A 20,192-nucleotide genomic window follows, 5' to 3' on the forward strand; every position below is an offset into this window, starting at 1 on the left:
TAGTGAAATGCCCTTTCACCCAAATTTCATCAAAACATGCTATGTTGGAAGTAAAAGGAGAGTTGCGGAATGAGGCTGCTGCTTGCGGAAGACGATCCCTTGTTAGGGGAGTTAATTGTTCATATGTTAAAGAAAAAAGCCGGCTACACTGTCGAATGGGTTACCGACGGCGAGGACGCGTACGATTACGCCGCTGCTTCCATTTATGACGTGTTGATATTGGACTGGATGATGCCCGGCCGCAGCGGAACGGACGTATGCCGCGAGCTGCGCAAAGACGGATACAGGGGCGCGGTGCTGATGCTGACGGCCAAAGACACGCTGCAGGACCGGGTGGAAGGATTAGATGCGGGTGCGGATGATTATTTGGTGAAACCTTTTGAAATCGACGAGCTTCTGGCCAGGCTGCGCGCGCTGTCCCGCCGGAATTTCGCTCCGATCCAGGATGATACCGTCCGCCTGGGCCGCTATGTGGTCCACCGCACGAACCAGACGGTTCATCTGGGCGGCGAGCGTATCCAGCTGTCCCCGAGAGAATTTCAATTATTAGACCTTCTTTTGCAAAATAAAGGCATGGTCCTCGCCCGCGAAGTGATTCTGGATCGAATCTGGGGCTTGGATGCCGATGTAAACCTGAAAACGATCGACGCTACCGTCAAACTGCTGCGCAAAAAACTAGGCAGTTCCGAACAGGACGGACTGATCCAAAGCGTGCGCGGGGTGGGGTATAAACTTGAGCATTCTTGACAAGCTCCGCAAACGTACGGGAAGCAGCATGTTCAGCCGGACACAAAACCGGTTGACACTGCAGTACAGCGGCATTCTCATGTTATTCCTTGTTTTGTTTATCGTCATTGTGCTGAGTTTTCTGTACTACATTCTGATCAGCCAGCCCAAAAACCAGCTGAAAGCCCTTGCAGACGACGAGGCACAGGCGTTGTCGTACATACTTACGCATAAAGACAGCCCGAAGGACGGGATGCGGAAGAAAGGCGAAGATTTTTTCACGATCGGGCAAAATCAATTCTTCTATTACCTGCTCGATGCCCAAGGCAATGTTCAGCTTGGGGAAGAGCAGCATCCCGCGGCAAGGAAAGCCATCCTTCCTAAACTTGCCGGATGGCAGGCGGCACCCGAGCGGATCCGCTATACCAGGCTGTCGCTCATTGACAAACGCAGGGACATCCGTCTTGATCCGGATCTCCAGATGGAACAGCAGGTCCGACTGATGTCCGTAGGACGCGGCATTTACTCCGGCGAGGAGCGGATCGGCACGCTGTTCGTGGGGCGCGACATCGCGTTCCAGTCCAACCTGTTCCGCTGGTCGGTACTTGCCTTCCTGGCCCTTGGCGTCCTCTTTTTTGCTCTGGCTTTGGCGCTGAGCCACTACATGTCCAAGCGCGCCATGGGGCCGATCGCCCGCTCCTACGAACGGCAGCGCGAGTTCGTAGCCGATGCCTCGCATGAGCTGCGGACGCCGCTCAGCGTGCTGCTCTCCTCCATCGACACGCTGCAGATGGAGGAGAGCTTGGAGCAGGATGCTTTTGCACGGCGCATCCTGTCCAATATGAAAGGCGAGGTGCGCCGGATGACGAAGCTCGCCGGCGACCTGTTGACGCTGGCCCGCTCCGACTCGGGCGCGGTGGAACTGCAGCGCGAGCCGCTGGACCTGCGGCAGCTGGCGGAAGGCGTCCTCCGCTCCCTGCAGCCGCTCGCCGAGGCGAAGCAGCTGCGGGTCGAGCTGGACGCGCCCACGGCGCTGCCGATGCTCGGCGACACCGACCGGCTGTCGCAGCTGCTCGTCATCCTCGTCGACAACGCCATCAAGTACACGCCGGACGGCGGCGCTGTGCGGGTGGCGATGGCGGCGTCGGGCGCCGGTGCTGCCGGCGCGGGCGGGACTGCCGGGCCGGGCCGGGCCGCTGCTGCTTGGCTGGACATCGCCGTCAGCGACAGCGGTATCGGTATCCCGCCGGAGGAGCATGAGCGCATCTTCCAGCGGTTTTACCGGGAAGATAAGTCGCGCTCCCGCGCGCTCGGGGGCCACGGACTGGGCCTGGCGATCGCCAAATGGATCGTGGACACCCACCGCGGCACGATCGCGGTCGACAGCGCTGTCGGCGAGGGCAGCACGTTTCATGTGCGGATCCCTCTGGGGTAAGATGAAGTTCATTGGTTGTCCACAAAATTCATTCTCCACCATTTATACTAAAATGTATTGAGGCTAAGGAGGATTTGGGAGATGGCAATGGCAACTTGGAACAATACAGTACCCTGGCAAGCTCCTTGCCCCGGTTTACAACAAATAGATCAATTAGGGCGCACAGTCATAGTGCGCCCGATTTATGTTATACCAAGTTTTAGGCTATTTGGTCGATAACAGGTAAAACTGGATATGTCATAATAAACCTGTACATGGGGATGTCCAATTCAAAAGGAGGAAAATAATGAAACAGAAATCGAGGAAGATCTTGTTTCTATTTACGTTAGTCCTTACCCTTTCGCTGGCCGGAATCAGCTCTGCCTTGGCGTCGCCTTACACGGATTTTGTTAACCCGAGGGGAACGTTGACCGCACCGGCTTCTTTTGGCGAAATCGAAGACATTGTGTTCAACCAGAGCGGCAGCCAACCCGCCTCTTCCTTCTCAATTGTGTATTCGAACACGAACTCTACGCAGATTTATGCCCAATCCGGTAATATTGCGACCAACCAAGGCAGCGGTTATATTCTGTACAACGTCCCGTCATCCGAGTTTAACGCTCTACCCAAAAATACGGTGATCAAAGTAACAGTAAAAACCTACAACAGCACGGGCGGCTTCATCGACTCCGCTGTAACTTACATTACTGCAGGATAGTTTTTTCGCTGCATACCCCAGTACAAATTAAAAATGGATAGAGGTTCAGAAACTATCTGAATCTTTATCCATTTCTTTTTTAGATGTTTATTGCCTGACCATTAGCCCTCTGCTTCCCTCGAACTTCAACACCTTACATGCTTCCGCTTAAAACCGAGTTTCCGCCTCTGTAAAAACTTTTGAATATTTACCAGAGCGTTAATGTGTTTGCTTTTTCCCTTATCACTGTTGACTTCTACCGGCCCTACTGCCTCCGCGGCTGCGACTGCCTGGTCATGCAACGGCAAATAGGATGTCGCTACCGTGTATATAAAATTATTCATTGCATATTTCGTTCGCTCGGGAGCATTGTGAATCGTATGTTCTACCTGTTCAAGCATGTGGGTAAGTTTACTTTCCGAAAATTCGCGATCCGGACGGCTGCCCAACAGCCAGCAATAACAACTCCAGCCCGCTGACATTCTCAAGTCTTCGCCGCTTGCAATCCACTTATCGGCAACATCCTGCGCAATATCTGCTTCTGACAAAGTGACCGCCACAACATAATCGGACAGCATATAAAAATAGGCCGAATCCAGCCAACGATCATAATCCGCCTCAGTCATGGAATTTGGCTCGGCTATGATACCGGCAAAGTACATTGCATCGTAATTCCCCGTGGCATAAAGCTGCTCCGCCAAAGGCTGATTGAGCTTGGTCTTTTTGAGAATCGGCTTCATTTCTCCTGTTGCCACACCAAATAGCGGCTCCCGCGCGCCATAGGACAAGTACATTTTCTTAAGACGTTCCTTGCCGAGCGACTCAAGTTCCTGCATAACCATGTCAAAGTTCATAGGTTCACACTTCCTTTGTTTTCAGCTTTTTAGGGCCTTTGAGATTCTCAATCGATGTCTTCCACAGTTTCTCCTTTTTCATCCACTTTGATAGGAACCGCCTCCAAAAAACTCAAGCAGCTCATCCAAGCTGGTAATCGTATAGCGCGGTTTGGCACTGATCCAGGTACATAATTCTGGTAAACATCTCTTGGGTCGAATGCATATGGTCAAAATACCGACGCAAAAAGGCAGCAACAAAACCCGAAAATGTGCTTGTGCGGTCAAGAACCGTGTTATCCAGATCGATAACCGAGTCGCACTGCGCTAACGAATCCTCATATCGCTATTCTTCCAACAACAACCGATTTCTCGACTTAACGAACTACAGACACGTTATTTGCCGGTTTTTGCTGGTTTGGATGGTGAAATCCAGGAAATAAGGCTACCACGATTCGTTAAAACTTTAAAATGTGGGTTTTAAGCGAAATAGCGTGTCTAGGGTTCGTTACCACACAAAACAGCTTGGCCATTGATACAAGACGCAGCATTGGTTCAACAGAATTGCCTTGCACGGCCGCAGCTCTCTGCACGCAGGGAAGCGGCACGAATACTTAACGATCCATCCTATGCATGTCAATGCCCGCAAAGCATAGCCCGCCACCCTCGAGCGTCAATCCCATTAATCCCTCAACAACTTCTGATAACTAGCAATATCCAGCCGCCGTCCGAACTTGCTGCCGACTTCCCGAAACAGGGCGCACCGGACGTACCCTTGACGTTCGAAAAGCCGAATACTCCGTTCATTCTCCACACACACCGTTGCAATCAGGGAATGAAACTGCTGCCTGCGGGCGGCTTGCTCTATGTAGTGTAAGGCTTCGGTACCAACACCGCGCCCGAGACAGCCCGGATCCAGGTACAGGGTGACTTCGGCTGTGCTGTCGTAAGCCTGCTTCTTTTTGTGCTGAGCAGTAAGTACGTAGCCAATGATCGTCTGCTTAGATTCGATTACAAAGGTTTGGAATCTCGGGTTCTCTGCAATAACGCTGCTGCTGAATTCCTCCAAGTCCAGAGGCTCCGTATGAAAAGAAACCGTAGTATGGCGCACATAGTGGTTGTAAATATCCAGCAGCACAGGAAGATGATGTTCCTGGACCGTCACAAACTGAACTTCCTTCGGTACCTCCATCTTGTCCCGCACAGTCGCCCTCTCCTCTTCAACCAAATTGTTACTTCCAACTATAATAATCCTGCGAATGCACCGCCTCAAATCCGACAGATTTGTATAAACCCAGTGCATGCTCATTTCGGACCTCGACTTCCAAGTGCACGGAGCGGCCTGCTGCGTCCAAATTCTTGACTACTTGCTGCAGCGCTTTCCTGCCGATTCCTTGCCCCCGCCATTCAGGCAAAATTACAAATCCGTAAATCCAAGCCTGCTCATTCTCCAAAATAACCCTTAGCTTTCCTACCGTCTCACCCCCCGCATCAATCATCCAGTCTGTGATCATATCTGCATCCCGTTTGACGGCGAATTCCACTTCGTTGGCGCTCTGTTCGTCCACACCGAACCCCTCGACCAACAACCGGATCCGTAGCTCAGCATCCGCATCACCAGCTTGCCGCAGCGTGACCCCTTCCGTATCCTCAAGCGGCTTTTTCCGCCATTCCATCTGAAACTCCGAAAACGCATATTCCGCACCCAGCTGTTCCATTAACGCCTTCCCTGAATAGGAGCCTGCGGGTGTGTTGAGCAGTACTTTCTGGTAGCCATTGGTCCTGATTCTTTCAGACGCTTGCTGAAACAAATGTGTAAACCGGCCTTTCCGCCTCTCGCCGGGGAGTACCATGCCGCATACTTCAACCTTAGAACCGAACGGATAAAGTCCAAGAAAGGCTGCCAGTTCCCCCTGCACATAGTGAAAAAAATCCAGCCCTCCGCTCTCGCGGTTTCTCAGCATATCCCAGTTTAGTTTCAATTGGATGCCGTCATGTTGCTCGCATTTCTTTTGCAGCTGTTCAATATCACGTAATTGTTGTTCTGTCAGCATAGGAATCCTCCTTTTCTTCATTACATTCAACGTCCATTGCCGTAACCCCTTTAGTTGCACTTAACGAATCCTCATGCCCAAAAACGGCCGCTTTCCCAACCTAACGAACTGGACACACGCTATTTGCTGGATTTTACCTTTGGACAGTCAACTACGCCATATAAGGCTGCTACGATATAACGTGTCTGAGATTCGTTAGCGCCGCGGTCCCCCTGAAATTTTCAAATCCTTCTCAAATGCATATATAATGTTGAAAAAAGGAATGATTACCCGCGAAAGGTGATGAGAATGACTCACAAATTGCTGCTTGTGGACGATGAGGAACAGGTGCTGGAGTTCATGGCGCCATTCTTGAGGCAGGAAGGGTACGAGATTGTTACAGCCAATACGGGGAAAGAAGCATTACGTAAGGCTGCTGAGACACAACCGTCTCTCGTCGTCCTGGATTGGATGCTGCCGGAAATGAGCGGCCTCGATGTTTGCCGGGAGCTCCGAAAAAACAGCCGTGTAGGCATCATCATGGTTACGGCGAAGTCCGAGGAAACCGATAAAATCATTGGTCTTGAAGTCGGGGCCGACGATTACTTGGCGAAGCCTTTCTCGCTGAGGGAGCTCTTGGCCCGAATCCGTTCGCTGCTGCGCAGAATGGAGGGCGGAGAGCCTGCGGCACAACTGATGGAGCGTGGAGAGCTAACGATATCCGAAGAGAAATACCGTGTGTGGAAAAGAGGAGAAGAAATCCCTCTCACGCCTACGGAATTCAAAATGCTGCTTACGCTGGCTGCCAAACCGGGGATTGTATACAGCCGCTTGCAGCTCTTGCAAGCTGCATTGGAAGATGACTTTTTAAATGACGAACGTACCGTGGACGCTCACATAAGCAAAATCCGCAAAAAAATCGAGGATGACCCGGCAAATCCAATTTTTGTTCAAACGGTATACGGTTTCGGCTACCGCTTCGGTGAACGGTCATGACGATCCGGCGCAAGCTTTTTTTGGCTATGGCATTTTTTATACTTAGTATGGGCGCTGCCTTCGTGTTCGTAACCCTGTTTGTCGTAAAAGCAACACTAGAACATATCCGGGTGGCGGACAGAACGTACGAAATCGAGATTTTATCCAGGTCTTTCGAAGAGTATTACAGGCAAAGCGGCGGATCGTGGGAGCAAGTACAAGCAAGTCCCATCGTTACAAACGGACAAGGCAGCATCCCGGCGAACGCCAGCTATCTGCTCCTGTCTGAAGATCAGAAGCTGTTGTACTTGCGGGGAACCGCAGACACGGAGCAAATTAAAGTAATGGGCATCAGGGCACCGGTCCGAATGAAAGAGGAAACGATCGCGTACTTGTATTATCTCGACCCGGAGGTCGCCAATTTATCCAAAATCCAGCTGGGCATTGGAAGCTCCGTGACAACATTGCTGCTCGCCAGCTCCCTCGTGTTCTGTCTCCTTTCCCTCCTGATCGCCTATTGGTTGTCGAGCCGGCTGACCAGGCCGATCCGGATGCTGGTTCCGGCCATTATGCAATTGGGTGAAGGAAAATTCGGCGTGAAGGCTCCTGTGACCACCAAGGACGAATATGCCCAGGTAGCAACGGCATTCAACCAGATGTCCCAGCAATTGCTTCGTGCTGAGGATGTAAGGAGAAATTTGACCGCCGATGTCGCTCACGAGCTACGTACGCCGATCACAATTCTCCGCGGAAAGCTGGATCTCATCCAGCAGAGCGGCCGCTCCGTAGAGCCGGAATCGCTGCTCCCGCTGCAGGATGAGCTGATTCGTCTGAGCCGCCTTGTCGACGATTTACATCAGCTGTCGCTTGCTGAAGCCAAGAAGCTCCAGCTCGAGTTAAAGCCGACCCGCCTTCCGGCCCTGCTGCAGCGGATCATAAACCGGGTTTCTCCCGAAGCGGATAGAAAAGGGGTGCGGCTTGAGCTAAAGGCGCCTGTCGACTGTCCCGAAATCCTCGTCGATCCGAACAGGATGACGCAGGTGTTCCTTAATCTTATCGTGAACGCCGTGCACTACACGCCTGCTAGGGGCTTGGTTGGCATTGTTGTCCGGATCGGGGATTCAGCTGCAGCGGACATACCGCGGTATCTAAACATCACGATTACAGATACAGGACCTGGCATTGGAGCCGAGCATCTGCCGCATATATTTAACCGCTTTTACCGCACGGATGAAGCCCGCACCCGCAACAAAGGCGGTATGGGACTAGGGCTTGCGATTGCCAAGGAGTTCGTTTCGGCCCATAACGGCATCATTGATGTGGAAAGCAGCCCGGGTCAAGGTACATCTTTTATTGTCACATTACCATTCAACATTCCATAAGAATCATATGCTCCGAATATAGCTGACGTCATGCAAAATATCATGATAATCGCATAGGATCTTCAAAAGTTCACAACATTTATTTGGTAAAGTAAACCTCAGTTGTAGCAATGCTAAATCCGAGTATCCGGATTGGCAGACTTTCGAAGAAAGGGTTGTATCCTATGGCTTATCGGCTTAGTCAAAAGAAGAAAAGTATACTGGTAGCAATACACGTTATCTCTGTAGCTTCCTGGATTGGCGGTACATTGGGGATGCTGCTGTTAGGATTGTACTTGCGTACAGCTGAGAATGGCAGTCAGCTTGTCTATACTATAGCCAGCATGGAAGTGATTGATGAGAACCTGCTCAAGTATCCGGCATTGCTGAGCTTGCTGACGGGCATCCTGTTGTCCGTGTGGACGCAATGGGGCCTGGTCAAGCATTACTGGATTATAGCGAAACTCGTTCTCACCATTATGACCATTATGTTGGGAATCCTCTTCCTGGACAATTGGACGGCATCACTTGGAGAAATGATTCATGAAATGGGGTTTGCAACCTTACAAGACCAGACATTCCAGACGAGATGGATGTCCATGATTATCATGTCCAGCTTTAACTTAGTGTGTCTGCTCTTTATGGTGTTCCTTACCTACCTCAAACCATTTGGAAAAGTGAAAAAATCAAGGTAGTTCATCGTCTTGTCATTGCCGTTGTGTCAGCTTCGGACTCTCCTTTAGCACGATAGCTGGCACGGCCGGCAAAAGGCGCATACAACAGCAGGAACATCACCAGCGCCAGCAGCTCCTCCACAAGAAGGTAATACGGGTAAGGCCCGAACCAGTCCAGCACCGAAGCCGTTTCCGGTTTTCCCGCCAAAAACATATAATTCGCACCCGCCCACCGGTCCACGCCCCACACCAGGACAGCGAGCACGTTCAGGAACAACATCACGCGGAGGATCGACTTGAACGACGGCCTGTATCCTTCCACCAACGTCATATACAAAGCGGCAAGAACAATCCCGGCATGCGCAATGAAAAAATGAAAAAACCGGAAATGCGGATAAGCATACCCCAAATTTGGCGTTAGCAGTGCTTGCAAAGCCCCCGCAATCCCGGCAAAATAAACAATTTCATACAACATGTAATTTCTGGTCACCAGCATCACGACAGACAGGAGCAGCGTAATACTGCACAATTCTAATGGCAGAGTATTTCGAACGGACCATATATGTTGTGTGACATACCATACATTCAGCGCAGCTTCACACATCAGCAGCACCGCGGCAAGGGCCAGTCGAACCCCTTGTTTGCATAGTCTGTACCGAAACACCGCCATAAGTACCACCGCCGCCGCTAGAATAGCCAGTGCCGCTGTATGAGACGGCGAAAACGCAGCAAACCTCTCTCCTAAATGAGCGTCAAAAAAATTCAGCATTCCGGCCTCCATTTAATAACTTAGTCATCCTCAAAAGTTTCGGACACTCGGACAATTACATCTAATACTTGATTGATCTGCTTGGTTTTATCCTCTTCCGAAAGCCCATCAAGATTAAAAATATCGTCCATCGACATAGTGGACATAGCCTTTTCTAGCTCAGCCGGATTGATCCAATGTCCTGAAATCAAATATTCTTTTGTACCATTAAACCGATTCTCTCTTATCTTAATGTTTAAATCTTTGTACTCAAACTGTTTATACATCGTTGGATAGATAAATACGGTGATCCCAAAAACGGTAATACTTGCGATAATGAATAAAATTAACTTCTTCAACAGTACAACTCCTACCTTCTCCGCTTCCTCACCACTGCCTCCACAGCTTTTTTCATAGCCGAACCCGCATGATTCCAAGTGTAGCGCCTCATGTCGGCCCGGCCTTTTGCACCTTTGGCTTTGCAGAGCAGCGGCTGGCTGTAGGCTTTTCGCATTTGCTTCCGCAAACTGCCGTTATTGGGCTCCGCCCACAGCTGCCCGCCCTGACAGAATAAAGGACGGAACGTCTTGGAGATAGCTCCCTTCATTTTCACCGCAGGCGGCATGAGCTGATAATTCACAAGGAAGGAGTTGCCATGGTTTACAAAATCCATCTGCCCGCCCCACCCCGTTGCGATCACCGGGACTCCGCTGGCCAGGGCCTCCTGAAACGGCATTCCTACTCCTTCCCCCCGGGTTGGCAGCACAAAAGCGTTTGCCGATTTGTACAACCCCTGAAGGGTACGGGAAGATACCCTATCGGTAATCACATAGACCGGAGCTGTGGATTTGCGCAGCTTTAATCTGTTTTTATAGGCCTGCATTTTTCGTTTCAATCTCGTGCCGGACTCGCTCCGCTGGAAGCCTTCGGTTTTGATAATAAGAACTGTTTTATCCGCCCTGGAAAATTCCTTCCAATAGGCCCGCAGCAGCCCTTCCGGATTTTTTCGGTGCTGAAAAGTAAATACCGACAGAAAGACAAAGGTCCCTTTTGGATAAGGCAGCTTCCGTTTCTGGTTTAGCCCGGGGGCCAGGTTCCCATGAACGCCGTGCGGGACCAGATAAATCGGTACCTTCACGCCGCTGCGGCGCAAAGCTTTTACATTATGCAGGGATGGAACGCAAACCGCGTCGTACCGGTTTATACTCGGAAACCAGTTCCGCGGAATCCGGGTGGTTTCCCAAACCGTATTCAAGATCACAGCACCATACTTCGCGCGTGCTTGTCTCAGGTTCAGATGATGCGGAAGGCCGTGATGGATCAGGACTGCGGACTTTTTTGCTGAAGATTTTGCGCCGCCAATTGCTCTTTGCCGAAGTTCCACCTGCACACCTTGCCTGCGTAATGCCCTGACGTATTCTCTTCCCGCAATCCCGATTCCTGAACCTCCGTGGGTGTGTCCGCTCCAAAACACCTTGTATGTCGTCATTCTCTCTCCGCCTTTACCACTGTTTCTAATACCATATGGCAGACAGGGGGAAAGGGACTGGGTGATTTCAAAGAGGCTTTACCGCCGCTATCCGCAGCCTTCGGTAATCCATAATCCAACGGCCGTCGTGAAACAGTTCATCCCGCGCCTCATTCATTATATTCTCAATAGCACGCTCTTTATCCTTCAGAGAAAAGCCCTGAAAAAAATCGCCGGCCATCGTCTCCAGCCACTGAGCCGCCCCTTCTTCCCCTTCCATCGCCGTAGGCCTTTCGAAATGCGCAGCATATAACACATCAAACCCCTGACGCTCCAAAAGGGTTGTATACTCCCCGACACTTGGAAAGTACCATGGGTTTCTGGCGGACGCTTCTATTTCGTAATCTCGCTCCAGCACCTTATATACCGACTTTACGATCTGTTCCACGTTCCCTTTGCCCCCGAACTCTGCAACGAATCGGCCTCCGCTGCGCAGTGAGTTCCAGACGCAATGCAGCACCTTTTCCGGCCGTTTCATCCAGTGCAAAGCCGCATTGGAGAACACCGCATCCACCTGATCATCCAGCTGGAACTGTTCTGCATTGCCGACATGAAAGGCGATCCCGGGATACTTGCTTTTGGCCGCCGAGATCATGTCCGCCGACAGGTCCAGTCCCGTAACCCTGGCACCGGAAAGAACCATTTCGTTAGCCAGGTCACCCGTACCGCACCCCAAGTCGAGGATACTCTCACCCGCCCGGGCATTCAACAGCTCCAACACTCCTTTGCCGAACTCCGACACAAAGCCAAAATTGCCGTCATACCTACTGGAGTTCCAAACCTGAAACGTTCCCATTGTTCCTCAACCCTTTCCTGTGGATAGTTTCATCTTCTCACATACGTGCTTATTAATATAATATATAGAACAAATATACTTTATAGTTACAACCTATCATGAGCATAAGAATAAAAAACTGCGGTGTACACTTATATCGTGTCCACCGCAGTTTTTTAATAAATGATTATAACTTCAGCCCAAGATCCAAAGTTACATTCAACACTCTAAGGATTAAGGTAACAGCTTCTGCACGCGAGGCAGTTGCGTCAGGCGCGAACTTATTCCCGCCCTTGCCGCTGATAATGCCGGCGTCAGCAAGTTGTTTGATTTGCTTTTCAGCCCAGCTGCCTTGAATGTCTGCAAACTTGGAAGAGCTGGATGCATCCTGAAGATTCATGACCTTGGAGAGAAGCGCAACCATCTCAGCACGCGAAATCGTTTTATCAGGTTTAAAACTTCCATCGCCATATCCGCTGATGATGCCTTTGGACTTCAGAGCAATGATGGCTTTTTCAGCCCAGTGACCTTTCGTGTCCTTAAACATATCGGACCCTTTAGTCTCGATACCTAGCGCTTTCGCCAGCATCGTTGCGAACTCAGCCCGCGTTACGGAGCCATTCGCTTTGAATGTACCATCACTGTATCCCGACACGAAGCCAATTTGGGAAGCTAAGGCAATAGCGTTTGAACTCCAGCTTGTTGTTGGCACATCACGGAACACCGCTGCCTTGGCATTTGCAAGTGCATTCGCTATGATCTCCTTCACCTTTACGACATCAATGATGTCGTCTCTAAGCACCGGTTGTTCCTCTGAGGGAGTAGGCACAGGGGCTGGTGTTGGGCCCGGTGTTGGACCCGGTTTTGGGCCCGGTGTTGGGCCTGGTGTTGGGCCTGGTGTTGGGCCTGGTGTTGGGCCTGGTGTTGGGCCCGGTGTCGGATCCGGTGTCACGGACCGCCACTCGGCGTATAACATAATATTTGCATCCTTCACAGTCAAGGCAGCCCCCGGAGCATATTTCGTTCCACTTCCGTCAACCGACGTGTTCCAACCGGAGAACCTATAGCCTGTCTTCACTAAATCCACGGCATCACTATAGACGCTGGTCGTTACTCCAGGAAAATAGGATTGGTTGTCGCTTGGCACATGACCGCCTGTATTTCCGTTTCCGTTGTAAGCCACAAACTTCTGGATAGGGTGCAAGTAAGGATAACCCTGATTCCTTGTTGGATCAATACTCCATGCGCTGGTGAAATCCCAAGAAGTATAAGTGTTTGCTGCCTTCATCTCGTTCGTAGATTTACCGTCACCTTTTCCAGTGTCCGTTTGTCCTGTTGTATCCATATCGTAAAAGCTGTTATTTAGCACTGTTGTAGACTTGTAATTTGTGCCGACTAAGCCGCCCTTATCGGTGCCTGCCCCGCTTATTTTCCCAGTAGCGTAGCTGTTATTGATGGAGCCATCCTCTGTAAAACCAACCAAGCCCCCTGCTCCAACTAGCGACCCTTCAACCGCTCCTGAAGCATAACTGTCGTTGATTGTTCCGCCATTGTAATTCTCGCCAACTAAGCCGCCTACGTCGTACATTCCATTCACATTCCCTACCGCATAGCTGCCGGTAATCGTTCCATTATCATTTTCACCGATTAAGCCGCCTGCAGCATATTTTCCGCCGCTTACGTTTGCCGCTGCGTAGCTTTTACGGATCGTTCCTTCCTCATTATAACCGACCAAGCCGCCCGCGGTTTGTCTCGATGCACTTACAGTTCCTATTGCGAAGCTGTCATGGATGGACCCTGCCTCATTAATCCCTATTAACCCGCCTACTTCCCTCAATCCAGAAACGGAACCTTGTACACTGCTGTTACGGACTGTTCCCTCACTGAATCCGACTAATCCGCCTACATCCCACCCGCCGCTGATGTTTACGCCATCCAGATGCAAATTAGTCAATACCGCATCGGCACTTATGGCGCCAAATAACCCTGATTCATCCGCGCTATCAATAGATAAAATAGTTAAATTTGTAATTTGATAACCGTTGCCATCCAGGATCCCTTCGAATTTATCTGAATCCGTCCCAATCGGCACCCAACCTGCTCCCGCTTGGTATTCGCTTAAATCAATATCATTCGTTAATTTAAAGTAGGATCCGACTTCAAAGGTATGGTTCCGAACATCATTTAGTTGAGCAGCCGTTGCAATTTGGTACGGATCCTCAAGGGTGCCCGTCCCGGCTCCAGCGTACGAAGCCTTCACCAGTTGGCTCACCATTGCATCCGCATATCCAGCTGCCATAACTGTAAATTCATGAATTCCTGTGGTTAACTCGCTTGCTTCGATCGTTAACTTCCCGTTACTCACAGTGTAAGCTACCGGGGTAGACCCATCCTTTACAACGGTGATCGCATCGCTCCAAGCAGCATCTTCCGAGAATGCAATCTCGATGGGGTGTTCAACATCGTTATCGGTGCTGTCCGCCGTTAAGATCGGCGGCTTATTAACTATACTCATCACAGTAGCTCTGCTTTTTTCCCAGCCCAGATATGCTAAATATGGGATACCGTTATATATATCCAGCGTCATATTTACAGGATATCTCGCGGAAAAACCGGGACCGTACGCGTGCAGCCAGCTGTTTGTGCTTTCATCGTATTGCATAACCGAGGCTGTACCTTCTGCTTTAAATTCTCCATATGCCATATAGAGGATATCATTATATACAGACAGGTCTACCGAACTTATCTGAACAGGCAATTCCGAACCGCCCAATGGTGTCCAACCGGTTGTCCCGCTTCCGTCATATTTCATTATCGTGGCCTTGCCCCCGCTCACGTAAGCAATATAAGGGATACTATTGTTTACTTTGAGGGATAGCGATTCTAACCAGCCCGTCTCCGGGCTGCCTAGGGTCATCCAACCCGTCGGGTTCGCACCATCTTCACCAACATATTTCATTACCTTGGAATTACCCAGTTCTTCATCACGAAATGCAACATAGGGTATTCCATGATCTATTTGTAAGGTTACATTTCCTGCTGCACCCAACGAGAAACCGGTACCGCCCACAGCAGACCAACCCGTTGCACCGCTTCCATCATACTTCATTACCGTAGCTTTATTATCGTTCGAACCATCAGAATAGGCCACATAAGGGGTGCCATTGTATACATCCAGCCCCACACTACCGTATGAATAACCGGCGCTGCCCACAAGGTTCCATTGGCCGTTACCGCCATCATCGTCATACTTCATTACCGTGGCTTTCCAGGTATATTCATCAGTATAGGCCACATAAGGTGTACCCTCGTATACGTTCAGAGTGACACTGCCTACGGTGCCGTCCGAGAAGCCGGCATTGCCCACCAATGCCCATCCCGTAGGGTTTACGGCATTCGCTCCGACATACTTCATCACCGTAGCTTTACCGCTGCCTTCCCACTCTTCCCCATAATCGGCGAACGCCACATAAGGAGTGCCGTTATACACATCCATGGACACGCTATTTTGCGTTACATTCGAGAACCCCTTACTGCCCAAATTCCCCCATACTTTCTCGGGTGCCGCATAAGCTGTGCTTCCCCCGGGAATCAACAGGCCAGGCATCCCGCCCATTACCATCAACATCGCCAACACGACGACCAATATTTTTTTTCCTGCAATTTGATACATCTTTCATCTTCCTCCATTCCAAGCTTACGGGTGCAATCATAGTCATCCAGTCCTGCCGATCTTGTCGATTATGCATCCTTGTCCTACTTTAAGACTATTCCGGCCAAAAAAAAACTCCCCGATTGGGGAGGTTCGCCAAATGTTAGGCTGTCATGTGATGATCCTGAACTCTTTGGCACGCTGCAGCGCTTGTACACGGTTCTTTACGTTCATCTTTCTGTAAACATTCTTTAGATGAAATTTTACGGTTTCACTTGTTATATATAAATGAAGGGCAATTTCCTTGTTGGACAATCCATCCGCCGTCAATAGCAGAACCTTCGTTTCCTGTTCGGTGAGCAGGTCTTTTCCTGCCCGTTCCTCTTCCGAAGCCAAACGAAATGCTTGAAGCAGGTTTTTTACGTAATCCGGGGAAACCGAAGAACGACTCTGGATACGACTGCCCTGCCAAAAAGCAGACAGCAGCTGGTCCATCACAGAACCTTCATCTGTGAAACTTCGAATATACCCTTGCGGCTCGGCCATTTGCAAAGCGATTTCCAAGGTTTGCAGCGCGGCCTCTGTCCGGCCTAGACGCTGAAGCGTTACGCTTTGGAGAAGGAGCACCTGGATTCGGTCCCGGAGACGATCATCCTTGTCATATAGGCAATATAACCGCTCCAATACAGGAAGCGCATCCTCTTCCTGTTCCGACGCAGCAAGCACTCTGGCCAAAGCCATATATTCGGCCGCACGATGCAATGTAACCTCATCCGTATGAGCCAGACCGCATCGCTGCAGCCAATCTTGAGCTTTTGCAAGGAAACCCTGCTTTAAGGATAGAACCGCTTGTTCCGCTTCTATTTTCTGCATAAATAATGCTCGGTCGGGAGAATCAATCTGCGATTTCAATTGTTCCATCAACAAGGATGCCCTGTCGGTATTCCCCTGTGCCTGTTGAATCCGCGAAGCGCTGAAGGCAATCTGCATCATAATCCGTGAAAAAGGCCGAACATCCTCACGTTCAAGCGCCAACTTCACGTAAAATTCCGCCTCATCCAACCGGTTCCATTCATATAGCAGCTTGCTGTAGGAAGCGTACAAGAATCCTAAGAAAGGGTAGTTCCGCTTCCCCTCCCATCTTTGAATCCATGTGAGCAAAATAGCGTCAGCCGCTTTAAGATCGTGAATATGCACTAAAAAGTCATCGAACGAGTCATACCCTTGGTACCGGTTACGCCCAACTGTCTGAAAGAAGCTGCCTTCCGGCATGTGCTGATCCATCAGCTCAAAGTAATTAGACGTCCGCACCAAATCTTTTTGAAGATAAGAAGTGATTGCGCAGAAAAAGTAAATATTGCCCATGGCCTGATTCCATTCTGCATCTGTACATTTCCCTCTCAACGCTCGAAACCGGGGTAAAGCCCGCTCCACTCTTGTAAAAGCAGCATCCCATTCCCCTACTCCCAGAAGCACGGAAATATAGAACAGTTCAATCATGGGCTTTTCCGCAAAGGAGTCTTCCGGTAAAACCGACACCCACCGCATCAACACGACACTTTTCGTCTGGACTAACGTATGCAGATTTTTCTCAATTAATCTAACGGCATCCTGAGACTGTTTCCCCTCTACATAATGCTCTACTGCTTCTTCATCAAACCCATGATTCTCCAGCCAATTCGCCGCACGAACATGCACCTTCACCCATGTGTCGGGATCCGTACGGAGATATTTTTGCTGCAAAAAGTCAGAAAGCAAATGATGAAACCTGTACCAATGCCGATGTTCGTCCAAAGGGATCAGAAACAAATTCAGCTGTTCTACTCTTTCCAGCAGCTCCTGACTGTTCATTTCGCCCGTTACGGCTTGGCACAAGGAATGGTTCATACGGCTTAAAATCGAAGTTTTCAATAAAAAAGCGCGTATGGGCTCCGGTTGATTCTGAAACACTTCTTCCAAAAGATAATCCGAAATATGCTGCTGCCGACCGCTGAATTGCTGAATCGATTCGGCGATATTCCCACTGCGCTTCAGCGAAATCGCCGCCAGCTGTAAGCCGCTTACCCAGCCCTCGGTGTAATGGCAAAGCCTTGTCACTTGTTCTTGGGTCAGCGGCAAATCCGTCATGTTCCGAAAAAAAACGAACCCTTCATCCAACTGAAAACGCAAATCCTGCATGAGTATTCGGTGAAATTCACCTTTGGCCATAAGTCTGGCCGTGGGAATGTCCATGTCGGTACGGCTTGCGATATATAAATGAACATGAGGAGGCAAATAATCGAGAAGATAACTTAGGGATTGATGAATTTCCGGCAGATCAATCACATGAAAATCGTCAAGAATGATCACCAATTCACCGGCCATATGATTCAACTCGTTTACGAGAGCCGTAACCAGAGGCTCCCAGGACACTCCTGTATCGAGGAGCGAACGAAGCTTCGCACCGAACGAGGGAACCCGCTCCTGAATAGAGGCTATTACGTACTTCCAGAATTGAAACAAATCATCATCCTGTCTGTCCAACGATACCCATGCTGCCATGCTGCCGCATTGTTTCACCCATTCTGTCAACGCCGTTGTTTTCCCGTAACCGGCCTGCGCGGACAAAAGCGTTAATTTTGCATGCATTCCCTCATTCAGCATACGCATCAATCTCGGCCGGGCTACTAAAGAGCCGCGGGCATGGGGGATATGTAGTTTTGTGCTAAGAATCATAGGAAAGTCCTCTCCGAACATAGATAGGGAGACCAGGTTGAGCCATGCATCCTTAAAGGCTGCATGGTTATAACAGAAAAAGCAGCTATTGCAGACTGCTCTGCGACACCTGCTTTCTCAATAAGTCATGAGTTATAGATTAACTTCACGTTTTACTTTCCCATAGTATACCAGACTACTAGTTATTATGATATACAATTAGCGACATGAATAAGCTTATTTCCCTTCCTTCAGAAACCGCTCAATCCGCTCCTTGATCGAATCCCGGACCGTGCTGAACTGCGCCATAATTTCCTCTTCCGTACCGGTCGCTTTGGCCGGATCCTCGAATCCCCAGTGCCATCTCTCCGCTTTATCGTTGTGTACGACAGGGCAGTGATCGTTGGCATGCCCGCACAGAGTGATAATGTAGTCGGCTTCTTTCAAAATCTCCGTGTCGATCACATCGGAAGTGTGGCTGGAAATATCGATACCGGCTTCTTGCATCGTCTGCACCGCCCTGGGGTTCAGTCCATGAGCTTCCAGACCGGCGCTTTTCACTTCATAACGGTCCCCGCCCAACGCTCTCAGGAACCCGTCCGCAATTTGGCTTCTGCAGGAATTCCCTGTGCAAAGAAAGTATACCATCGGTTTTTTCATAATAAACTACTCCTTATATTTGTTATTTTCCGGCCTGTTTATGGCCTATCAACCGATTTATCACAACAGCAGCTGACAGCAAAATCAACGTAACTGCAACCGTGCCAACCCAAACATGAACGATGCCGCTGCTGATAAAAGATAACCACAAGTACAGGCCCGCCAAGGTGACGAACAGGGTCGGCACGGTCAGCAGTACCCCGACCTTGAAATAGTAGCCCCACGTGATTTTGACGTTCTTACGGGACAGGACATGCAGCCACAACAGAGTGGCTAAGGAACCGATAGGCGTAATCTTGGGCCCTAAATCAGATCCGATGACATTGGCATAGATTAGCCCCTCTCGGACAATCCCTTCTGTTTGGGTCGCTTGAATAGCGAGAGCATCGATCATTACTGTAGGCATATTGTTCATTACAGAAGAGAGGATGGCGGCAAGAAAACCGGTCCCTATCGTTGCTGCAAATAATCCCTGATCAGCGATTCGTTGAATGAGGTCACCCAGCACATCCGTTAAGCCCGCATTTCGGAGACCGTAGACGACCACATACATCCCTATCGAAAATACGACGACTGCCCACGGAGCCTCTTTCACAAGCCTCATCGTGTGGATTGCAGGACTCTTTCTCGCAGCCGCCAGAAACGCAATCGCAGCCAATCCGGCAACGATCGAAACAGGGACCGAGAAGGCCTCGCTGACAAAATAGGCTGCCAACAGAATGGCTAGAATGATCCATGAGATTTGGAACAGCTTGGGATCTTTGATCGCTTCCGCGGGAGATTTCAAATCTTTGAGATCGTATCCTGCCGGAATGCTTTTTCTAAAGTACAGATACAGCACAAGCAAGCTGGCCGCAATAGAGAAGAAATTCGGTACGATCATCCGGCTGGCGTACTCGGCAAAACCGATTCCGAAGTAGTCCGCAGACACAATGTTCACCAGGTTGCTGATAACTAGCGGAAGCGAAGATGTGTCGGCTATAAAGCCGCTCGCCATGATGAAGGGAAACACCATTTTATCGTCAAACCGCAAAGCCCGCACCATAGCAAGAACGATCGGCGTCATGATCAAAGCTGCGCCGTCATTGGCAAAAAGCGCGGAGACCGCAGCACCCAGCAGGATGATATACACAAACATGACCACACCGTTCCCGCGGGCAAACCTGGCCACATGCAGCGCCGACCATTCAAAAAATCCAACCTCGTCCAGAATCAGCGAGATCAGTATAATGGCCACAAACGTAAGGGTAGCGTTCCAGACGATGCCGGTCACAGTCCCAACATCTGCAAAAGAAACCACGCCGAATAATAGGGCCAGCACGGCACCGCCAGCGGCAGACCACCCTATGCTAAGACCTCTTGGCTGCCAAATTACAAAAGTTAATGTAAGTAAGAAAATAAGAATAGCCGTAATTGCCATGT

17 protein-coding genes are annotated in these 20,192 nt (G+C 50.0%); 6 read left to right on the plus strand and 11 right to left on the minus strand.

Annotated elements, in window-relative coordinates:
- Positions 1 to 69: 69 nt before the first annotated feature.
- From ACFSUF_RS17680 to ACFSUF_RS17690, 3 genes are all read left to right on the plus strand, one after another.
- On the plus strand, positions 70 to 747 hold the full coding sequence (locus ACFSUF_RS17680) for a response regulator transcription factor (RefSeq protein WP_377604897.1): 678 nt from the start codon (positions 70 to 72) through the stop codon (positions 745 to 747).
- Positions 734 to 2,161, plus strand: a complete 1,428-nt coding sequence (locus tag ACFSUF_RS17685; RefSeq protein ID WP_377604899.1) for a sensor histidine kinase — start codon at positions 734 to 736, stop codon at positions 2,159 to 2,161. Before ACFSUF_RS17680 ends, ACFSUF_RS17685 begins: the two co-directional genes overlap by 14 nt.
- A gap of 286 nt (positions 2,162 to 2,447) precedes the next feature.
- Positions 2,448 to 2,858 (plus strand): hypothetical protein, encoded by a 411-nt coding sequence (locus tag ACFSUF_RS17690; RefSeq protein WP_377604901.1) that lies wholly within the window; start codon positions 2,448 to 2,450, stop codon positions 2,856 to 2,858.
- 125 nt (positions 2,859 to 2,983) lie between these two features.
- Here the strand turns inward: ACFSUF_RS17690 and ACFSUF_RS17695 are convergent, their stop codons facing one another.
- From ACFSUF_RS17695 to ACFSUF_RS17705, 3 genes are all read right to left on the minus strand, one after another.
- Positions 2,984 to 3,691, minus strand: coding sequence for a DNA alkylation repair protein (locus ACFSUF_RS17695; RefSeq protein ID WP_377604903.1), 708 nt, complete (start codon positions 3,689 to 3,691; stop codon positions 2,984 to 2,986).
- A gap of 661 nt (positions 3,692 to 4,352) precedes the next feature.
- Positions 4,353 to 4,874, minus strand: coding sequence for a GNAT family N-acetyltransferase (locus tag ACFSUF_RS17700; RefSeq protein WP_377604905.1), 522 nt, complete (start codon positions 4,872 to 4,874; stop codon positions 4,353 to 4,355).
- Positions 4,875 to 4,902: 28 nt separating this feature from the next.
- Complete coding sequence (locus tag ACFSUF_RS17705; protein WP_377604907.1) at positions 4,903 to 5,724, minus strand: GNAT family N-acetyltransferase; 822 nt, start codon at positions 5,722 to 5,724, stop codon at positions 4,903 to 4,905.
- A gap of 288 nt (positions 5,725 to 6,012) precedes the next feature.
- On the opposite strand from ACFSUF_RS17705, the gene ACFSUF_RS17710 reads away from it, so the two are divergent.
- The 3 genes from ACFSUF_RS17710 to ACFSUF_RS17720 all read left to right on the plus strand — a co-directional run bounded on the left by ACFSUF_RS17710 (position 6,013) and on the right by ACFSUF_RS17720 (position 8,734).
- On the plus strand, positions 6,013 to 6,699 hold the full coding sequence (locus ACFSUF_RS17710) for a response regulator transcription factor (RefSeq protein WP_377604910.1): 687 nt from the start codon (positions 6,013 to 6,015) through the stop codon (positions 6,697 to 6,699).
- Complete coding sequence (locus ACFSUF_RS17715) at positions 6,696 to 8,060, plus strand: HAMP domain-containing sensor histidine kinase (RefSeq protein WP_377604912.1); 1,365 nt, start codon at positions 6,696 to 6,698, stop codon at positions 8,058 to 8,060. Before ACFSUF_RS17710 ends, ACFSUF_RS17715 begins: the two co-directional genes overlap by 4 nt.
- A 164-nt stretch (positions 8,061 to 8,224) precedes the next feature.
- The gene (locus tag ACFSUF_RS17720; protein ID WP_377604914.1) at positions 8,225 to 8,734 is read left to right on the plus strand and encodes a hypothetical protein; all 510 of its coding nucleotides are present in this window, start codon (positions 8,225 to 8,227) and stop codon (positions 8,732 to 8,734) included.
- Between the two features lies 1 nt (position 8,735).
- On the opposite strand, the gene ACFSUF_RS17725 is transcribed toward ACFSUF_RS17720, so the two are convergent.
- The 8 genes from ACFSUF_RS17725 to ACFSUF_RS17760 all read right to left on the minus strand — a co-directional run bounded on the left by ACFSUF_RS17725 (position 8,736) and on the right by ACFSUF_RS17760 (position 20,190).
- On the minus strand, positions 8,736 to 9,482 hold the full coding sequence (locus ACFSUF_RS17725; RefSeq protein WP_377604917.1) for a YwaF family protein: 747 nt from the start codon (positions 9,480 to 9,482) through the stop codon (positions 8,736 to 8,738).
- Positions 9,483 to 9,502: 20 nt separating this feature from the next.
- The gene (locus ACFSUF_RS17730; RefSeq protein ID WP_377604919.1) at positions 9,503 to 9,820 is read right to left on the minus strand and encodes a hypothetical protein; all 318 of its coding nucleotides are present in this window, start codon (positions 9,818 to 9,820) and stop codon (positions 9,503 to 9,505) included.
- An 11-nt stretch (positions 9,821 to 9,831) separates the two neighbouring features.
- Positions 9,832 to 10,950, minus strand: a complete 1,119-nt coding sequence (locus tag ACFSUF_RS17735; RefSeq protein ID WP_377604921.1) for a glycosyltransferase family 4 protein — start codon at positions 10,948 to 10,950, stop codon at positions 9,832 to 9,834.
- A 67-nt stretch (positions 10,951 to 11,017) separates the two neighbouring features.
- Positions 11,018 to 11,785, minus strand: a complete 768-nt coding sequence (locus ACFSUF_RS17740) for a class I SAM-dependent methyltransferase (protein ID WP_377604923.1) — start codon at positions 11,783 to 11,785, stop codon at positions 11,018 to 11,020.
- Between the two features lie 166 nt (positions 11,786 to 11,951).
- Entirely contained in the window at positions 11,952 to 15,437 is a 3,486-nt protein-coding gene (locus tag ACFSUF_RS17745; RefSeq protein WP_377604926.1) for an S-layer homology domain-containing protein, read from the minus strand.
- A 150-nt stretch (positions 15,438 to 15,587) separates the two neighbouring features.
- Entirely contained in the window at positions 15,588 to 18,131 is a 2,544-nt protein-coding gene (locus ACFSUF_RS17750) for a LuxR C-terminal-related transcriptional regulator (RefSeq protein WP_377604928.1), read from the minus strand.
- Positions 18,132 to 18,347: 216 nt separating this feature from the next.
- Positions 18,348 to 18,770 (minus strand): arsenate reductase (thioredoxin), encoded by a 423-nt coding sequence (arsC, locus tag ACFSUF_RS17755; protein WP_377604930.1) that lies wholly within the window; start codon positions 18,768 to 18,770, stop codon positions 18,348 to 18,350.
- Between the two features lie 22 nt (positions 18,771 to 18,792).
- Positions 18,793 to 20,190: an arsenic transporter gene (locus ACFSUF_RS17760; protein WP_377604932.1), complete on the minus strand. Its 1,398-nt coding sequence runs from the start codon at positions 20,188 to 20,190 to the stop codon at positions 18,793 to 18,795.
- Positions 20,191 to 20,192: the final 2 nt, after the last annotated feature.

It is taken from the genome of Paenibacillus gansuensis, assembly GCF_042684925.1.
In the GTDB taxonomy this organism is placed as follows: domain Bacteria; phylum Bacillota; class Bacilli; order Paenibacillales; family DY6; genus Paenibacillus_N; species Paenibacillus_N gansuensis.